At 69.7% G+C, this 13587-nt stretch carries 14 protein-coding genes and 1 pseudogene; 11 read left to right on the top strand and 4 right to left on the bottom strand.

The annotated features are described in order from the left end of the window. Positions 1 to 28: 28 nt before the first annotated feature. Both ACFV2X_RS28475 and ACFV2X_RS28470 read right to left on the bottom strand, forming a co-directional pair. On the bottom strand, positions 29 to 793 hold the full coding sequence (locus tag ACFV2X_RS28475; RefSeq protein ID WP_385621643.1) for an SDR family NAD(P)-dependent oxidoreductase: 765 nt from the start codon (positions 791 to 793) through the stop codon (positions 29 to 31). Further along, the gene (locus tag ACFV2X_RS28470) at positions 790 to 1839 is read right to left on the bottom strand and encodes a LacI family DNA-binding transcriptional regulator (RefSeq protein WP_385621641.1); all 1050 of its coding nucleotides are present in this window, start codon (positions 1837 to 1839) and stop codon (positions 790 to 792) included. Before ACFV2X_RS28470 ends, ACFV2X_RS28475 begins: the two co-directional genes overlap by 4 nt. Before the next feature lie 367 nt (positions 1840 to 2206). Between ACFV2X_RS28470 and ACFV2X_RS28465 the strand changes: the two genes are divergently transcribed. From ACFV2X_RS28465 to ACFV2X_RS28425, 9 genes and pseudogenes are all read left to right on the top strand, one after another. Beyond that, positions 2207 to 3544 carry an extracellular solute-binding protein gene (locus ACFV2X_RS28465; protein WP_385621640.1) on the top strand — a complete coding sequence of 446 codons (1338 nt, stop codon included), beginning with the start codon at positions 2207 to 2209 and terminating at the stop codon, positions 3542 to 3544. Further along, positions 3541 to 4590, top strand: coding sequence for a carbohydrate ABC transporter permease (locus tag ACFV2X_RS28460; protein WP_385621638.1), 1050 nt, complete (start codon positions 3541 to 3543; stop codon positions 4588 to 4590). The genes ACFV2X_RS28465 and ACFV2X_RS28460 overlap by 4 nt, the downstream gene beginning before the upstream one ends. Continuing rightward, positions 4587 to 5408, top strand: a complete 822-nt coding sequence (locus tag ACFV2X_RS28455; RefSeq protein ID WP_385621636.1) for a carbohydrate ABC transporter permease — start codon at positions 4587 to 4589, stop codon at positions 5406 to 5408. Before ACFV2X_RS28460 ends, ACFV2X_RS28455 begins: the two co-directional genes overlap by 4 nt. Then, a complete protein-coding gene (locus ACFV2X_RS28450; RefSeq protein WP_385621634.1) occupies positions 5405 to 6088 on the top strand; it encodes a bifunctional 4-hydroxy-2-oxoglutarate aldolase/2-dehydro-3-deoxy-phosphogluconate aldolase in 684 nt (227 codons plus the stop codon). Before ACFV2X_RS28455 ends, ACFV2X_RS28450 begins: the two co-directional genes overlap by 4 nt. Further along, on the top strand, positions 6085 to 7053 hold the full coding sequence (locus ACFV2X_RS28445) for a sugar kinase (RefSeq protein ID WP_385621632.1): 969 nt from the start codon (positions 6085 to 6087) through the stop codon (positions 7051 to 7053). The genes ACFV2X_RS28450 and ACFV2X_RS28445 overlap by 4 nt, the downstream gene beginning before the upstream one ends. A gap of 40 nt (positions 7054 to 7093) precedes the next feature. Continuing rightward, complete coding sequence (locus ACFV2X_RS28440; RefSeq protein ID WP_385621629.1) at positions 7094 to 8170, top strand: lactonase family protein; 1077 nt, start codon at positions 7094 to 7096, stop codon at positions 8168 to 8170. A 644-nt stretch (positions 8171 to 8814) separates the two neighbouring features. Next, positions 8815 to 9603, top strand: a pseudogene (locus ACFV2X_RS28435) (integrase); the annotation flags it as partial. A 134-nt stretch (positions 9604 to 9737) separates the two neighbouring features. Next, positions 9738 to 10169: a DUF4158 domain-containing protein gene (locus ACFV2X_RS28430; RefSeq protein ID WP_385621627.1), complete on the top strand. Its 432-nt coding sequence runs from the start codon at positions 9738 to 9740 to the stop codon at positions 10167 to 10169. A 12-nt stretch (positions 10170 to 10181) separates the two neighbouring features. Then, positions 10182 to 10325 carry a hypothetical protein gene (locus tag ACFV2X_RS28425; protein WP_385621625.1) on the top strand — a complete coding sequence of 48 codons (144 nt, stop codon included), beginning with the start codon at positions 10182 to 10184 and terminating at the stop codon, positions 10323 to 10325. A gap of 65 nt (positions 10326 to 10390) precedes the next feature. Here ACFV2X_RS28425 and ACFV2X_RS28420 read toward each other — a convergent pair whose 3' ends face one another. Continuing rightward, on the bottom strand, positions 10391 to 11383 hold the full coding sequence (locus tag ACFV2X_RS28420; RefSeq protein ID WP_385621622.1) for an aldo/keto reductase: 993 nt from the start codon (positions 11381 to 11383) through the stop codon (positions 10391 to 10393). A 119-nt stretch (positions 11384 to 11502) separates the two neighbouring features. Then, positions 11503 to 11625, bottom strand: a complete 123-nt coding sequence (locus tag ACFV2X_RS28415; protein WP_385621619.1) for a hypothetical protein — start codon at positions 11623 to 11625, stop codon at positions 11503 to 11505. A gap of 50 nt (positions 11626 to 11675) precedes the next feature. Here ACFV2X_RS28415 and ACFV2X_RS28410 point away from each other — a divergent pair, with 50 nt between their 5' ends. Beyond that, positions 11676 to 11852: a hypothetical protein gene (locus ACFV2X_RS28410; RefSeq protein WP_385621616.1), complete on the top strand. Its 177-nt coding sequence runs from the start codon at positions 11676 to 11678 to the stop codon at positions 11850 to 11852. Between the two features lie 730 nt (positions 11853 to 12582). Beyond that, positions 12583 to 13425 (top strand): MerR family transcriptional regulator, encoded by an 843-nt coding sequence (locus tag ACFV2X_RS28405; RefSeq protein WP_385621613.1) that lies wholly within the window; start codon positions 12583 to 12585, stop codon positions 13423 to 13425. The last annotated feature ends 162 nt before the right edge of the window (positions 13426 to 13587 follow it).

Genomic DNA, 13587 nt, shown 5'->3' with positions numbered 1-13587 from the left:
AGTTGGCTGGGTGCGGGGCGCGGGTGGGCTACTCCTGGGCGCTGATGCTGCGGCCGCCGTCCACGAGCAGGCTCTGGCCGGTGACGAAGGACGAGTCGTCGGAGGCGAAGTAGGCCACCGCCGCGGCGATGTCCTCGGGCGTGCCGAGCCGTCCGGCCGGCGCCCGCGCGCCCGCCTCGGCGAGCTGCTCGGGGGGTGTGTCCGCCCACAGGGCGGTGAACACGGAACCGGGGAGGACGGCGTTGAACCTCACCTGTCCGCCGTATTCGACGGCCAGTTGGCGCACCAGGCCACCGATGCCGGCCTTGGCCGCGGCGTACGCGGGGTAGCCCTTGAAGCCCAGGGCCGCGTGGATGGACGAGGTGACCACCACCGCGCCACGGACCGCTTGGAGCTGTGGCACCGCGGCCCGCACGCCATAGAACACCGAATCCAGACACAGTCGCAACTGGTGGTGCCAGGATTCGTCGTCCAACTCGTGTGCCGGACCGTACAGGTTGCGGCCGGCGTTGAGATGGAGGACGTCGAGGCCACCGGTCCAGGAGCGGGCGTGCTGGATGGTCTCGTCCCACTCGTCGGGCGAGGTGACATCGAGCCGGCGGTACTGGGCCTGCCCTCCCTTGGCCCTGATTTCCTCGGCCACGTCGCGCGCGCCCTCGCCGTCGACATCGGTGACCAGGACAAAGGCGCCTTCGGCGGCCAGGCGATGGGCGGTGGCCGCGCCGATTCCGGAGGCCGCCGCGGTGAGCAGCGCCGTACGGCCGGAGAAGCGGGACAGTCCTGCGGAGGTCATGGAGTTGCTCCTGGTGCTGTCGTGGAACCGCGCGACACCAGACGCGGCTCTGTGGGCACGACGATGTCTCCCATCGGTGTCCCCTGGATGGCGGCGACCAGGGCGTCCACTGCCGTGGTCCCCAGGTCGTACAGGGGCATCGCCACGGTGGTCAGCGGGGGGCAGAGGTGGCCGGCGACGGGGAGGTCGTCGTTGCCGACCACGGACACGTCCTCGGGGATGCGCAGCCCCAGGGACCGGATCGCCCCCATGGCGCCGATGGCCTGGGCGAGCGAGCTGGTGTAGAGGGCCGTGACGGGCGGCGGGCCGCCCTTGGCGGCGCCCAGCAGTCGCAGCGTGGCGGACACGCCGCCATCCTCGGTGAAGTCGCCGGAGGCGACGGGTGCGGCATGCAGGCCCAGTCGTCCGGCGTGGCGCAAGAACGCCTCCGTGCGGGCGTCACTCGGGGTGATTCCGGGCGGGCCGGCGATGTGTCCGATCGCCCGGTGACCGAGGCCGTGGAGGTGGTCGAGGGCGGTGACGCTGGAGCGGGCCACATCCATGGTGACGTTGCGGCCGGACCCCTCCACCGACCGGTTGAGGAACACATGGGGGATGGAGCTGCGGCTCACGGTGTCCACCAGGGAATGGCCGGGGCGCGCCGAGGCGATGAGCAGTCCGTCGACCCGGCCCTCCTGCACCAGTTCGCTGAAGGACTCATCCGCCTCCTGCCCGTCGAAGTCCTCGGCGAGCAGGGAGAGGTAGCCCAGTTCACGGGCCCGTTGGTAGGCGCCGCGCGCGATGGTGACGTAGGTGGGGTTGGCCAGTGCGGGTACCAGCAGGGCGAGGGCGTGGGTGCTGGCGCCGGCCAGCGCCCGGGCCCCGGAGTGGGGGCGGTAGCCGAGCGTCCGGGCGGCCTCGTGGACGCGCTGCCGGGTTTCCTCCCGTACGGACATGTCACGGCCGTTGAGCACCTTGGACACGGTGGCTTTGGAGACTCCGGCCGCCTGGGCGACGTCCACGAGTTTCGCCCGGACCGGCTGCGCGGGGACGGAAAGGTCCGGCATTTCCAGATCTCCCTCTCTGATCCAACACCCCTGGATGTTCGACCAATCGGACAATGTTCAACCTCTTGACATCCTGTGACGCCGGAATTTAACGTTCGCCGCAGCTCAAGTCAACCGGTTTCCTAGGGCGAAATACATAATCTGTATACAGGCTCAAGGAACCGAAAGTTTCGGACTATAACCGACACCTCTGCGACCGCTTCGTCTCGCGAACGGAGCTGTGTCGCACCCTTCACGGCCGGTGGCAACTCGCGGCGGCACCCTGCGCCGCGCCCTCCGCCCCCGCCGGAGCGGTTTCGTCCTTCCAGGCCATCGCCGCCTGCCCTCCTCCTCTGCTCGGCCACCCGCACGCGAAAGGCTGACAAAAATGTCCTTCCCCGACACGGCTTCCCTCGGACGGCGCCGCTTCCTCACCGTCTCAGCCGGTGCCGCGCTGGCCGCCACCGCGCTGCCCGGCTGCGCCGCTTCCGTGGACGACAGCGGTTCCGGCGGCGATGGCAAGACGCTCACGATCATGTGTAACGACAAGGAGATCGACACCAAGGCCGCGGAAGCGGCACTGGGCTGCAAGGTCAAGATCGTTCTCTTCGACACCACCAAGCTCAACGCCATGCTGGCCAGCAAGACCCCGCCGGATCTGGTGCGCGGTCTCGGCGCGACGGACACCCCGTACTTCGCCGCGCGCGGGATGATGACCGACCTGGACCCGTACTACGCCAAGAGCAAGGCGCTCCAGGTCTCCGACCTGGACCCGGTCAATGACGTGTGGTGTTTCGACGGGAAGAAGCAGGGCTCCGGCCCCCGCTACGGCATGGCCAAGGACTACTCACAGGACTCGATGTTCTGGTACCGCACCGACCTGCTCGAGGCGGCGAAGCTGGACGCGCCCAGCGAGACCGAGCCGCTGTCCCAGGAGGAGTGGCTGGACATGGGCAAGCGCCTGGTCAAGCGCCGACTCGGCAAGGTGAAGGTGTACGGGTTGAACGCCACGGGGCTCAGCACCTTCTGCACGATCATGGGCATGACGGCCTCGGCCGGCGGCAGCCTGTTCGCCGAGGACCTGGCCTCGGTGGACCTCTCCTCACCGGAAGCGCTCAAGGCGCTGAACTGGTACCTGGAGTACGCCCGGGCCGACATCGGCCCGAACGTGGCCAACCCCAACCCCGACGGCTGGGACTGGCCCACCTACCAGGCCGGGCGCATGGCGATGGCCGGCGACGGCTACTGGTTCGGCGGCTCGATCGGCGGTGACAAGAAGATGGCCGCGGTGTCCCGGTTCGCGCCCGCCCCCCAACTCGGCAGCCACCGCACCAGCCCCTGCTTCGGCGCCACCGGCTACTGGATTCCGAAGGACGCCAAGAACAAGGACCTGGCCTGGAAGTTCTTCGAGTGGTTCTTCGCCGGCAAGCCGGCCCAGGACCGCGCCGCCGGCGGCTGGGGCATCCCCACCTTGAAGTCACTGCACGCGAAGATGCCCCAGAGCACGCCGTTCCAAAAACAGGCGTACGAAGTGCAGCAGCAGGAGCTGAAGTATCTGTCCATCCTGACCTTCTCCCCGTACGCCCAGCTCACCGCCCTGGACGCGGTCATCAACAAGGTCCTGCCGGGCGCGATCAAGTCCAAGACCGCCGCGGGAAAGGTGGCCGACCAGCTCAACGCGGACATGAACAAGCAGCTCGCCAACGGGAAGAAGGTCCTGGGGTGAGCGTCGAGGTCACCGGGACCGCCGCCGAGCCGCTCGCGCCGCCCCCGCCCGGGCAGGCGGCGGGGCGGGCGCGCCACTCCCGCTCGGCACGGGCGCGCCGCCCCCGCTCGGTGCGGACCCGCCGGGCCCGTGCCTTCTACATCTTCGCCGGTCCGTGGCTGGTGGGCTTTCTGGCACTGACGGCCTACCCGCTGGGGTACGCGCTGTGGCTGAGCCTCACCGACTCCGACGGGCTCTCCCCGCGCACCCACTTCGTGGGCCTGGCCAACTACAAGGAGGCCCTCACCGACCCTGACACCCTGGACTCGCTGGCCCGCACCGGGGTGTTCACCGCGATCACCGTGCCGCTGACCATCGTGGCCGGCCTCCTGCTGGCCGTGCTGATCAACCAGCCGATCCGGGCCCGCGGTCTGTTCCGCACCCTGCTGTATCTGCCGGCGGTGGTGCCGCCGGTCGGCGCCGCGCTCACCTTCAAGCTCATTTTCGACCGCGACTCCGGAGCCGCCAACGGCCTGCTGGACGCGCTCAACATGAACGGTGTCACCTGGCTGACCGACCCCTACGCCCGCTGGGTGCTGATCGTGCTGACCCTGTGGGGCGTCGGCAACATCATGATCATTTCGCTGGCGGGGCTCCAGGACATCCCCAAGGAGCTCCACGAGGCGGCCCGGGTGGACGGGGCCGGCGCCTGGCAGTCCTTCACCCGCATCACGCTGCCACTGCTCTCCCCCGTGCTCTTCTTCCAGGTCGTCACCGGCATCATCGCCGCCCTGCAGAGCTTCATGCCCCTGCTGATCGCGCTCGACCCCACCCCGCACGGCGTCACCTCCGTGCCCGAGAGCAACTACTTCTACATGATCAACGTCTTCGCCCAGTACTTCGCCAACGGCCGGTACGGGTACGCCTCGGCCCTGCTGTGGATCTTGTTCGCCTGCATTCTGGCGATCACCTTCCTCGTCTTCAGACTCAGCAAAGGCATGGTCTTCTACTCCACGGACCCGGAGCCGGCCACCACCAAGCCGCGTACGCTCGGAGGCAAGCGATGACCCTGGCCAAGCGCAGCGCCGTCTATATGCTTCTGGTGGCGCTCCTCGTGCTCTTCCTCAGCCCCTTCGGCTGGCTGGCCATCACCGCGCTCAAGGACGTCGGCGAGCTGCGGGCCCTGCCCATCCACTGGTGGCCCCACCACCCCACGCTCAGCAACTTCCACGGGGCCCTGACCCACATCCCCTACCTCGCCTACGCCCGCAACTCGCTGACGATCGCCGTCATCTACTCGGTGCTCGTGACGCTGGCCTCGGCCTGGGCCGGCTACGGCTTCGCCCGCCTCGAGGCACCGGGCAAACGCTTCATCTTCGGTCTTCTGCTGTCCACGATGATGCTGCCCGCCGTCATCACCCTCATCCCCACCTATCTGGTGTTCGCCAAGCTCAATCTGCTGAACACCTATATGCCGTGGGTTCTGTGGGGCCTGTGCGGCGCCCCATACCTCATCTTTCTGTTCCGCCAGTTCTTCTCCAACATGCCGAAGGAACTGGAAGAGGCGGCGATCGTCGACGGCTGCGGACACATCCGCATCTTCTGGCGCATCTTCCTGCCGCAGTCGTGGCCAGTCATCGCCACCAGCATGATCCTGTCCTTCTCCTGGACCTGGGGCGACTACATCGCCCCCGCCCTGCTGCTGGACAGCGACCGCACCACCCTGGCGGTGAAGCTCGCCACCGGCTACGTGAACCAACACGGCGCCCAGCTCAGCAACCTCGTCGCCGCGGGAGCCGTGATGTACGTGGTACCCGTGCTCGTTCTCTTCCTGATCATGCAGCGCGGATTCGTCTCCGGCATCAGCACCTCGGGCCTCAAGTGACCAGACGTCCGGACATCACACCGCAACTGCTGCGCACCCGGGTCATGGCGATCCTCCGTTCCGACGACGGCTCCGGGCTGCCCGCGGTGGCCCGGGCCCTGGCGGCGGGCGGCATCACCTGCCTGGAGGTCACCCTCACCACGCCCGGCGCGCTCGACGCCCTGGCCCGCATCCGCGATGAGCTGGGGTCCGGCGTCGCGGTCGGCGCCGGCACGGTGGTCACCACCGGCCAGGCCCGGGACGCGCTGTCCGTCGGAGCCGAGTTTCTGGTGGCTCCGAACGTGGACACCGCCGTCATCGGCGACGCGGCGCAGGGCGGCACTCCGTGCTATCCGGGCGCCTGGACGCCCACCGAGATGGTCACCGCCTGGCAGGCGGGCGCGGCGGCCGTCAAGCTGTTCCCGGCCTCCACCGGCGGCCCCGCCCATCTGCGACAGCTGCGGGCGCCCCTGCCGCAGGTACCGATCGTCGCCGTGGGCGGAATCGGGGTCGCCCAGGCGCGGGCCTTCCTGGACGCGGGCGCCCGCGCCGTGGGCCTCGGCTCCCCGCTGCTGCGCGGAGCGGACCGCGATCCGACCCCGGACGCCCTGGACCGCCTCGCCGACAGAGCACGCACGCTGCTGGATGCGGTCAATGCCCCCGCACCGGAAGCCTCATCGGAAGAGGAGGCCGACTCGTGAAAGGTCTCATCACCGAGCCGTATCTCGTGACGGTCGGCGAAGCACTGGCGGTCCTGTCCTCGCCGGGACCCGGCCCGCTCGTCCTGGGGGCGGCGATGCGCCTGGGGATCGCCGGGGCGGAGTCGAACGTCGCCATCGGAGTCAGCCGGCTCGGCGGATCCGCGACCTGGATCGGCCGCGTCAGCAACGACGAACTCGGCGAGTTGATCCTGCGCGAGCTGCGCGCGGAAGGGGTCACCGCCGTCGCCACCCGGGACACCGCCCCCACCTCGCTGCTGCTGAAGGAGCAACGAACCGCCAACCGCGGCCGCACCCGCTACTACCGCACCCACACCGCCGGAGCCCGGCTGTGCCCACAGGACGTGCCCGAACACCTCGTGGCGGGGGCGGCGGTCCTGCACATCACCGGGATCACACCGGCTCTGGGCGACGCCCCCGCCCTGGCCGTGCGCACAGCCGTCGACATCGCCTCCGCCGCCGGAGTGCCGATCTCGCTGGACATCAACTTCCGCTCCCTGCTGTGGGACGAGACCAAGGCCCGGGACACCCTGCTGCCCCTGCTGCGCAAGGCCGACCTCGTCTTCGCGGGATCGTACGAAGCCCGGCTCATGGTTCCCGGAACACTCGACGGTGACGGCCCCGAGCAGCTCGCCAAGAACGTCTGTGCCCTCGGGCCGGCCGGCGCCGTGATCAAGCTGGGGGACGCGGGAGCCTTCGCTCTCCTGGACGGAAAGGCGTACCGGCAGCCCGCCGTACCCGTCCGCGTCCACGACACGGTGGGCGCGGGGGACGCATTCGCCGCCGGATATCTGGCCGAACTGCTCGCGGGTGAGCCCCCGGAGCGGCGGCTGCGGACGGCGGCCCTTGTCGGCGCCTTCGCGGTCAGCTCGACCGGCGACTGGGAGGGTCTCCCCCGCCGCGCCGAGCTGGCCCTGCTCGACCACCACGACGACATCCTCCGCTGACACACGCCCCCGGCCCTCAAGGACCCTTCAAGGACCCCTCATGCCGACACCGACCCCCTTCCCCGACGAGCTCATCGTCCTCACGGGCGCCTACACACCGGACACCGGCGGCAGCGGTGCCGGGCTCGCCGCCGTACGGTTCGCCCCGCGAACCGGCTCGCTGACGGACGAGCGCCGGGTGTCCCCGGTGCCTGTCAGCGGTGCCTCGTTCCTCGCGGCACATCCGTCCCTGGACGTCGTCTACAGCACCAACGAGGCCGAGACCGGCGCCGTCAGCGCCGTCCTGCGGCGGGACGACGAGGCGCTGTCCCCCCTCGGGGCCCCGGTCGGCAGCGGCGGCGCCAACCCGTGCCATCTCACCGTCCACCCCGACGGGCACTGGCTGCTGACGGCCAACTACGGCAGCGACACCATGCCGGGCAGCGTGTCGGTGCACCGGCTCGACGCGGACGGGCGCATAGCCGAACTGACCGACGTCGCTGTCCACGAAGGGGCGGGCCCGGTCAGCGGGCGGCAGGAATCCAGCCACGCCCATCAGGTGGTGGTCAGCCCGGACGGCCGGTTCGTCCTGGCCACCGATCTGGGGGCGGACGCCGTCTTCACCTACCGTCTCGACACCGGGACGGGACGTCTGCGGCAGACCGCGGTGAACAAGGCGCGCCCCGGATCCGGGCCGCGCCACCTGGCGTTCGCGCCCGACGGCACGTGTGCCTGGAGCGCGGACGAGCTGTCCTCGACCCTCACCTGCCACCGCTACGACCCCGAGGCCGGCACCCTGACCGCGGTCTCCCGTACACCCGCCACCACGGTCCGGGACATCGCCAACCAGCCCGGTGGCATTGTCGCCTCGCCCTGTGGGCGCTTCGTCTGGGTGACCAACCGCGGCGCCGACACGGTGGCCGCCTTCCGGGTGTCCGGCACCGGCCTCCAGCCGATCGGCGAGGTGCCCAGCGGCGGGATCTGGCCCCGCGGCCTTGCCCTGGTCGCCGGCCATCTGCTCGTGGCCAACCAGCACAGCGGCACACTCGCCGCGCTGCGCGTGCTGCCCACCGGGGCACTCAGCCGGCCCGCCCCGGCCGCACACGTCCCCTCGGTCGTGTGCACCCTCGCCCTGTGACGGATTCCGTCCCCGTGAGGCCGGCCGCCGCCGAGCTCGGACGCGGCGTCGCCGAGCGCGGTCGTCATCGAGTGGACTGCGGTCGCCTCGCCCATGCCGACATGGACGGGTCCGGAGCGTTTCACTCGCCGGGTGATGGCCTCGGCGTCGGTCAGGTCCAGGGCCGCCAGGTCAACGGCAGCGGTCGCGGTCGCGGTCAGGAACTGCCGTCGCTCCACGTCGATCCTCCCGAGCACAATTGCCGAGGCCACGGTATCGCCGGCCGGGGTCTCTTCCCTACCGGAAAGATCGATGCCCAATACCTGTTCGATGTACGGCAGCCAGTCGGTCGGCACCCGCTTCCCGGCTTCCCACCGGTAGACCCTGCTGCCGGTCCAGGTAGCCCGGCTTGCCCCAGCGGGCCACCGACAGTTCGTCAGCGAGCCTCGCCTGGCTGCACCGCGGCCTGCGGGCGGTCCGCGTGATGCGGATGCGTTCACCGATGGTCATGTCCGGCTGCCCGTCGTCGGGTCCTGGTTCACAACTGTGCGGGTGCCGATAAATCATCCACGCAGTTCGGGAGCCTGATCACGGATCCTCGGCTCTCCTTGTCATTCGCTCCAAGCGCTTCACCCGCCGGGGCCCCGGCGGCATCATGATCTGTCGTGCTCCTGCGCCTGGCCTACCTCGCCACGACCAACGCCCTTGCGTTCCTGCGCCTCCTGCCGATGAGCGACAGAGACAAGGACATCGAGATCCTCGTACTCCGGCAGCAGCTGCTGGTCCTGCAGCGTCAGGTCGGCAGGCCGAGCTTCACCGACAGCGACCGTGCCGTCCTCGCCGGCCGGCCTGCTCCACCGCCTCCCCAAAGACAGACTGCGGCACCTTCTGCTGCTGGTCCGCCCCGAGACGGTGTTGCGCTGGCATCGCGAGCTGCTACGGCGCGCCATGCCGCAACCTGCGTACCCAGGCGACGCGGACGCCCGCGCACCATCCGGTCGATCCGCGCCACGGTCCTGCGCCTGGCCAGGGAGAATGCCGCGTGGGGATATCGCCGGATCCACGGCGAACTCGCCGCACTGGGGGTCAAGGTCGCCGCCTCCACGGTCTGGGAGACACTCCGCGAGCACGGCATCCCACCCGCCCCCGAACGGCAGAGCACCACCTGGGCCGACTTTCTCCGCAGCCAGAGGCCAAGGCCCTTCTCGCCTGCGATCTGTTCGAAGTCCGCACGCTGACAGGGGCGCGCCTGCACGTCTTCGCCGTCATCGAGCACGCCACCCGTCGCATCCGGGTCCTCGGCGCCACCCAGACGGCAAGGCGAAGTTCCTCATCGCGATCGCGATTCCAAGTTCACAGCCGCCTTCGATGCCCTGATGACCGATGCCCGTCTCAAGATCGTCACCACCGGCATTCGGATACCCCGAATGAACTCGCTCGTGGAGCGCTGGATACCGGCCCCGGGGATCAATCGAACCGTGGTTGGCGCTGAGATTGATCATGGTCGTCTAGCACAGCTTCGGGATGCGGGGTCAGGTTCCTCTGGAAGCCCGGTGGGCCCGGATGATGGGTGGCTACCGTCCGCCGGGTGCCGGTGGAATTTCTGACTGATGAGCAAGCGGCGGCGTACGGAAGATTTGTGGAGGAGTCGACGCGGCCGGAGCTGGAGCGGTTCTTCTTCCTGGACGACGTGGACCGGGACCTGATCGCGTTGCGCCGCACGACGGCGCACCAGCTGGGGTTCGCGGTGCAGCTCGCTGCCGGTCAGATGCCGCTTCGACCGCTGCTGCGGGGCCTGGCGGACGCCGCCGCTCTGGTCCAGAAACCGGCGAACGTGATGCATCGGCGCCCCAAGCGCCCTCCCCATCGAACTGAACGACTGTCCTTCACGCCAGCGTCTCCAGATCTCGTCCTGCTGAGTCGGCGAAAACCCGTAGCCACGCACCTGTGCCTCCACGACCACATGATCATCCGTGGGTGCCTTGATCACTTGAGAGTGCCATCGTTTGACGACACATAGCCGAGCGTCGGCGTGCTCGCGGTGGGCGCGGACGGGCACCGGGCGCTGGTCTCCTACGGCGAGATCGCCCCGGACTCCGGCAACCGGGGTGCGATCCTGGCCGTCGAGCAGTACGGGGCACCGCCGGCCCGACCCCGGCTGGTTGTGACCGGCTAGGTCACCGGTGGGCGCGACGTCAACGACGTCGTCGAGCTGGACGTCGTGCGCGTCGAGCCCACCGGCTAACCCCGAGCGACCTCAGCGGTGTGCGCGGGGGTGTAGCGCTCGCCCATCACCTGGTCGCTCAGCGGGTCCAGCGCGGCCAGCGCCTCGGCGTCGAGGGTGAGCTCCAGCGCGGCCGCGTTCTGCTCCAGCCGGGCAGGGCTGCGGGTGCCCGGAATGGTCGCCACCGCCACCCCGAGCCGCTCGGCCTGCGCGTACACCCAGGCCAGCGCCACCTGGGCCGGGGTGGCACCCAGCCGGTCGGCCACCTCGCGCACGGTCTGCGCGATCTTCTCGTTGGCCTCGCCCGCCTCGCCGGCGAAGCGGGGGTTGGTGCGCCGGAAGTCCTTCTCGCCCAGTGTGGAGCGGTCCAGGGTGCCGGTCAGGAACCCCCGCCCCAGCGGCGAGTACGGCACCAGTCCGACCCCCAGCTCGGCCATCACCGGGGTGACCGCCTCGACGTCGCGGGTCCACAGCGAGTACTCGCTCTGCACCGCGGTGATCGGGTGCACCGCGTGCGCCCGGCGCAGCAGCTCGCCGTCGACCTCGGACAGGCCCAGATGGCGGACCTTGCCCGCCTCGACCAGCTCGGCCATCGCCCCGACGGTCTCCTCGATCTCCACGTCCTGGGGCGGGCGGTGGGCGTAGTACAGGTCGATCACCTCGACGCCCAGCCGCAGCAGCGAGGCGTCGCAGGAGCGCAGCACGTAGTCCCGGGCACCGCGGATGCGGCGTGCCCGGTCGCCGGCACTGCGGTCGATGCCGAACTTGGTGGCCAGCTGCGCCTGGTCCCGGCGGCCGTGGATGGCCCGCCCCACCAGCACCTCGTTGTGCCCGGTGCCGTAGGCGTCGGCGGTGTCCAGGAACGTGATGCCCAGCTCCAGGGCCCGGTCGATGGTGGCCAGGCCACCGTCCCAGTCGGCGGCGCCATAGCTCTCGCTCATCCCCATGCACCCCAGGCCCATCGCGCTGACGGAGAGACCGGGCGAGCCGAGCGTGGTTCGGGTGATCATGCGCGGACACTCCTCCTGCCCGGCGGACCGGGCGGTACCTTGAGCACTGATGAACGCCTCCGAAACTAGGACTTGGAGCGCGCTCGAAGTCAAGCCGGAGGACCGGCCCCGCCGGCGGGTCAGGCGCGGCGGGAGCGGGTGAGGGTGAAGCGGTCCACCGGCAGCGGGTCGCCACAGGGCCCGGACACCGCGTAGTGGGTGACGTGCATCGCGGTGGTGGGCCCGCCGCCGCCCGAGTCCACGTCGAAGGCGGCGAAGCCGTAAGAGTGCCCAGACCACCGCCCCGGACGCGGTGCTGTCCGTCGACCGCGACCCGGACCGCGCGGACGCAGTGGTGCTGCACGTGAACTCCGGCGGCAACATGCTCGCCTGCAAGAGCGCCTTGATCCGGGCTGGCTACCGGTGCGAGGACATCCCCTCCGAGCCCCGTCAATACGGCCTGCGCCTGCGCATCCTGCCCACCGGCTGAGACTCGCACGTGAAGCGGTCCGGCCCGGAGCCATAGGCGTCGCTGTGCGGGGTCGCGCAGTTCCCGCGGGCCCCGCGCCGGCGGCCGGGTGAAGGCGTAGCGGCCAAGGAAGTTGATGTGGTCGTACTGGAGCGGCGACAGGCGGGCGAGGAGTTCGTCGGTGACAGTATGTCGCCGAGCTCACCGGCCTGGAGCTCGGGCCGCTGCCAGCTGCTGACCGGCTCCTCATGGGCGTGCGCGCAGCACAGCGCTGGACCCCTCTGGAGTCCTGCAACGACATCACACTGCGCGCTGCATGAGCCCTCGCACACAAAGACAGATGTCCGCCGAAGCGTCGAACAGCTCTTCATGGACACCGACCACACATGCCAACTACCTCATGCGGCAAAGGAAACTGCGCATGCGCGCCTTCGGCGATGACATGACGTCCTCGGCGTCTGGGGCCCTGGGACTTCAGCTGTCGGCGGCCAGTTGGAATTCCCCAGCGGCGGCCACTTGGTGGGGAGTCATCCGGCCGCCGATGTCACTCTGCGTGTTGATTCGTGGCACACAACGGCTGGCGGATGAGGGTGCAGAGGTCTGCCAGGATGCGGGATGCCTCGTCACAGTGATCGGTTCCGGCGGTGGTCAGGGCCTCGCGGTCGGTGGAACCCGGGTGGTGTGTTGTTGCACCTGCCGTAGCGGCATGTGGTGTCGTTGAGGCACCACAGCACGAAAGGCTCCGTCTGCGATGTACCCCTCCGTCACACCGCCCCGCCAGGTCAAGATCGGCGCTGCTGCCGCCTTCGCCGGGACCACCCCACGCGCTATCCGCCACTACCACCAGATCGGTCTGCTGCCGGAACCCGAGCGCGGTGGAGACGGCCGCCGCCGCTACGGCTACGACGACATGATCCGCCTGTTGTGGATCCGCAGAATGGCGGAGGTCGGCATCAGTCTGGACGACATGCGAGCTGCCTTCGACGAATCCGGGGACATCGAGGAGACCCTGGGCCGGCTGGAGGAATCCCTGGCTGCCCAGGAGGCCGGCATCAAACGTCAGCGCGCGGCCGTCGGGCGCCTGCGGGCTGTGGGCAGCCCGCAGGGCCTGCTCTCCGAGCTGGTGACGGATCGGCTCAGCCACCTGCCCCCTGGCGCATTGCGCGCCTCCGACATGGAGGCCCTGCTGGTCACGGAACGGATCTTCGGTCCGCTCGGCTCCGCAATACAGGCCAGCGTGTACATCGTGCTGGCCACCCATCCCGACCTACGGGCCGAGGAGGACCGTCTCGACGAGGCTGAGGCCGCCCTCGACGACGGCGTCGACCCCGATGACCCGCGCGTCGAGGAAGTCGCCGTACAGCGATACACCCACCACATGGCCCTCGTACAGGCCATCACGGCAGCCGGGCTGGACACGGCCGATGACGAGCTCTTCGAGACCTACGACGCCGACCTGGCAGAGCAGGAGGACACGCAGATGGGCGCCTCGGAGGCGATCACCAAGATGCCCTACGACTTCTCTCCTGCCCGGATGCGCTGCATGGAGCGCGTGGCACAACTCGTCGGCCAAGACGCCTGCGCAGAAAGTTGATCGCCTGTGCCCGGTACCGACCTGGCCGGCATCCCATCGCGTCCACCCGTACGCGACCGGCCACAGCAGGAACCGGTCAATCCGAAACCGAGAGTGACAGCTCAACTGGCCGTACATGGGGATTCCGGACCGGCCGCTGACAGCCCACGCGGGTGATCACGT

The sequence above is a fragment of the Streptomyces sp. NPDC059679 genome (genome assembly GCF_042734105.1).
Classification (GTDB): Bacteria; Actinomycetota; Actinomycetes; order Streptomycetales; family Streptomycetaceae; genus Streptomyces.
The sequence above is the reverse complement of the archived record's forward strand: the minus strand, read 5'-3'. Positions and strand labels throughout refer to the sequence as shown.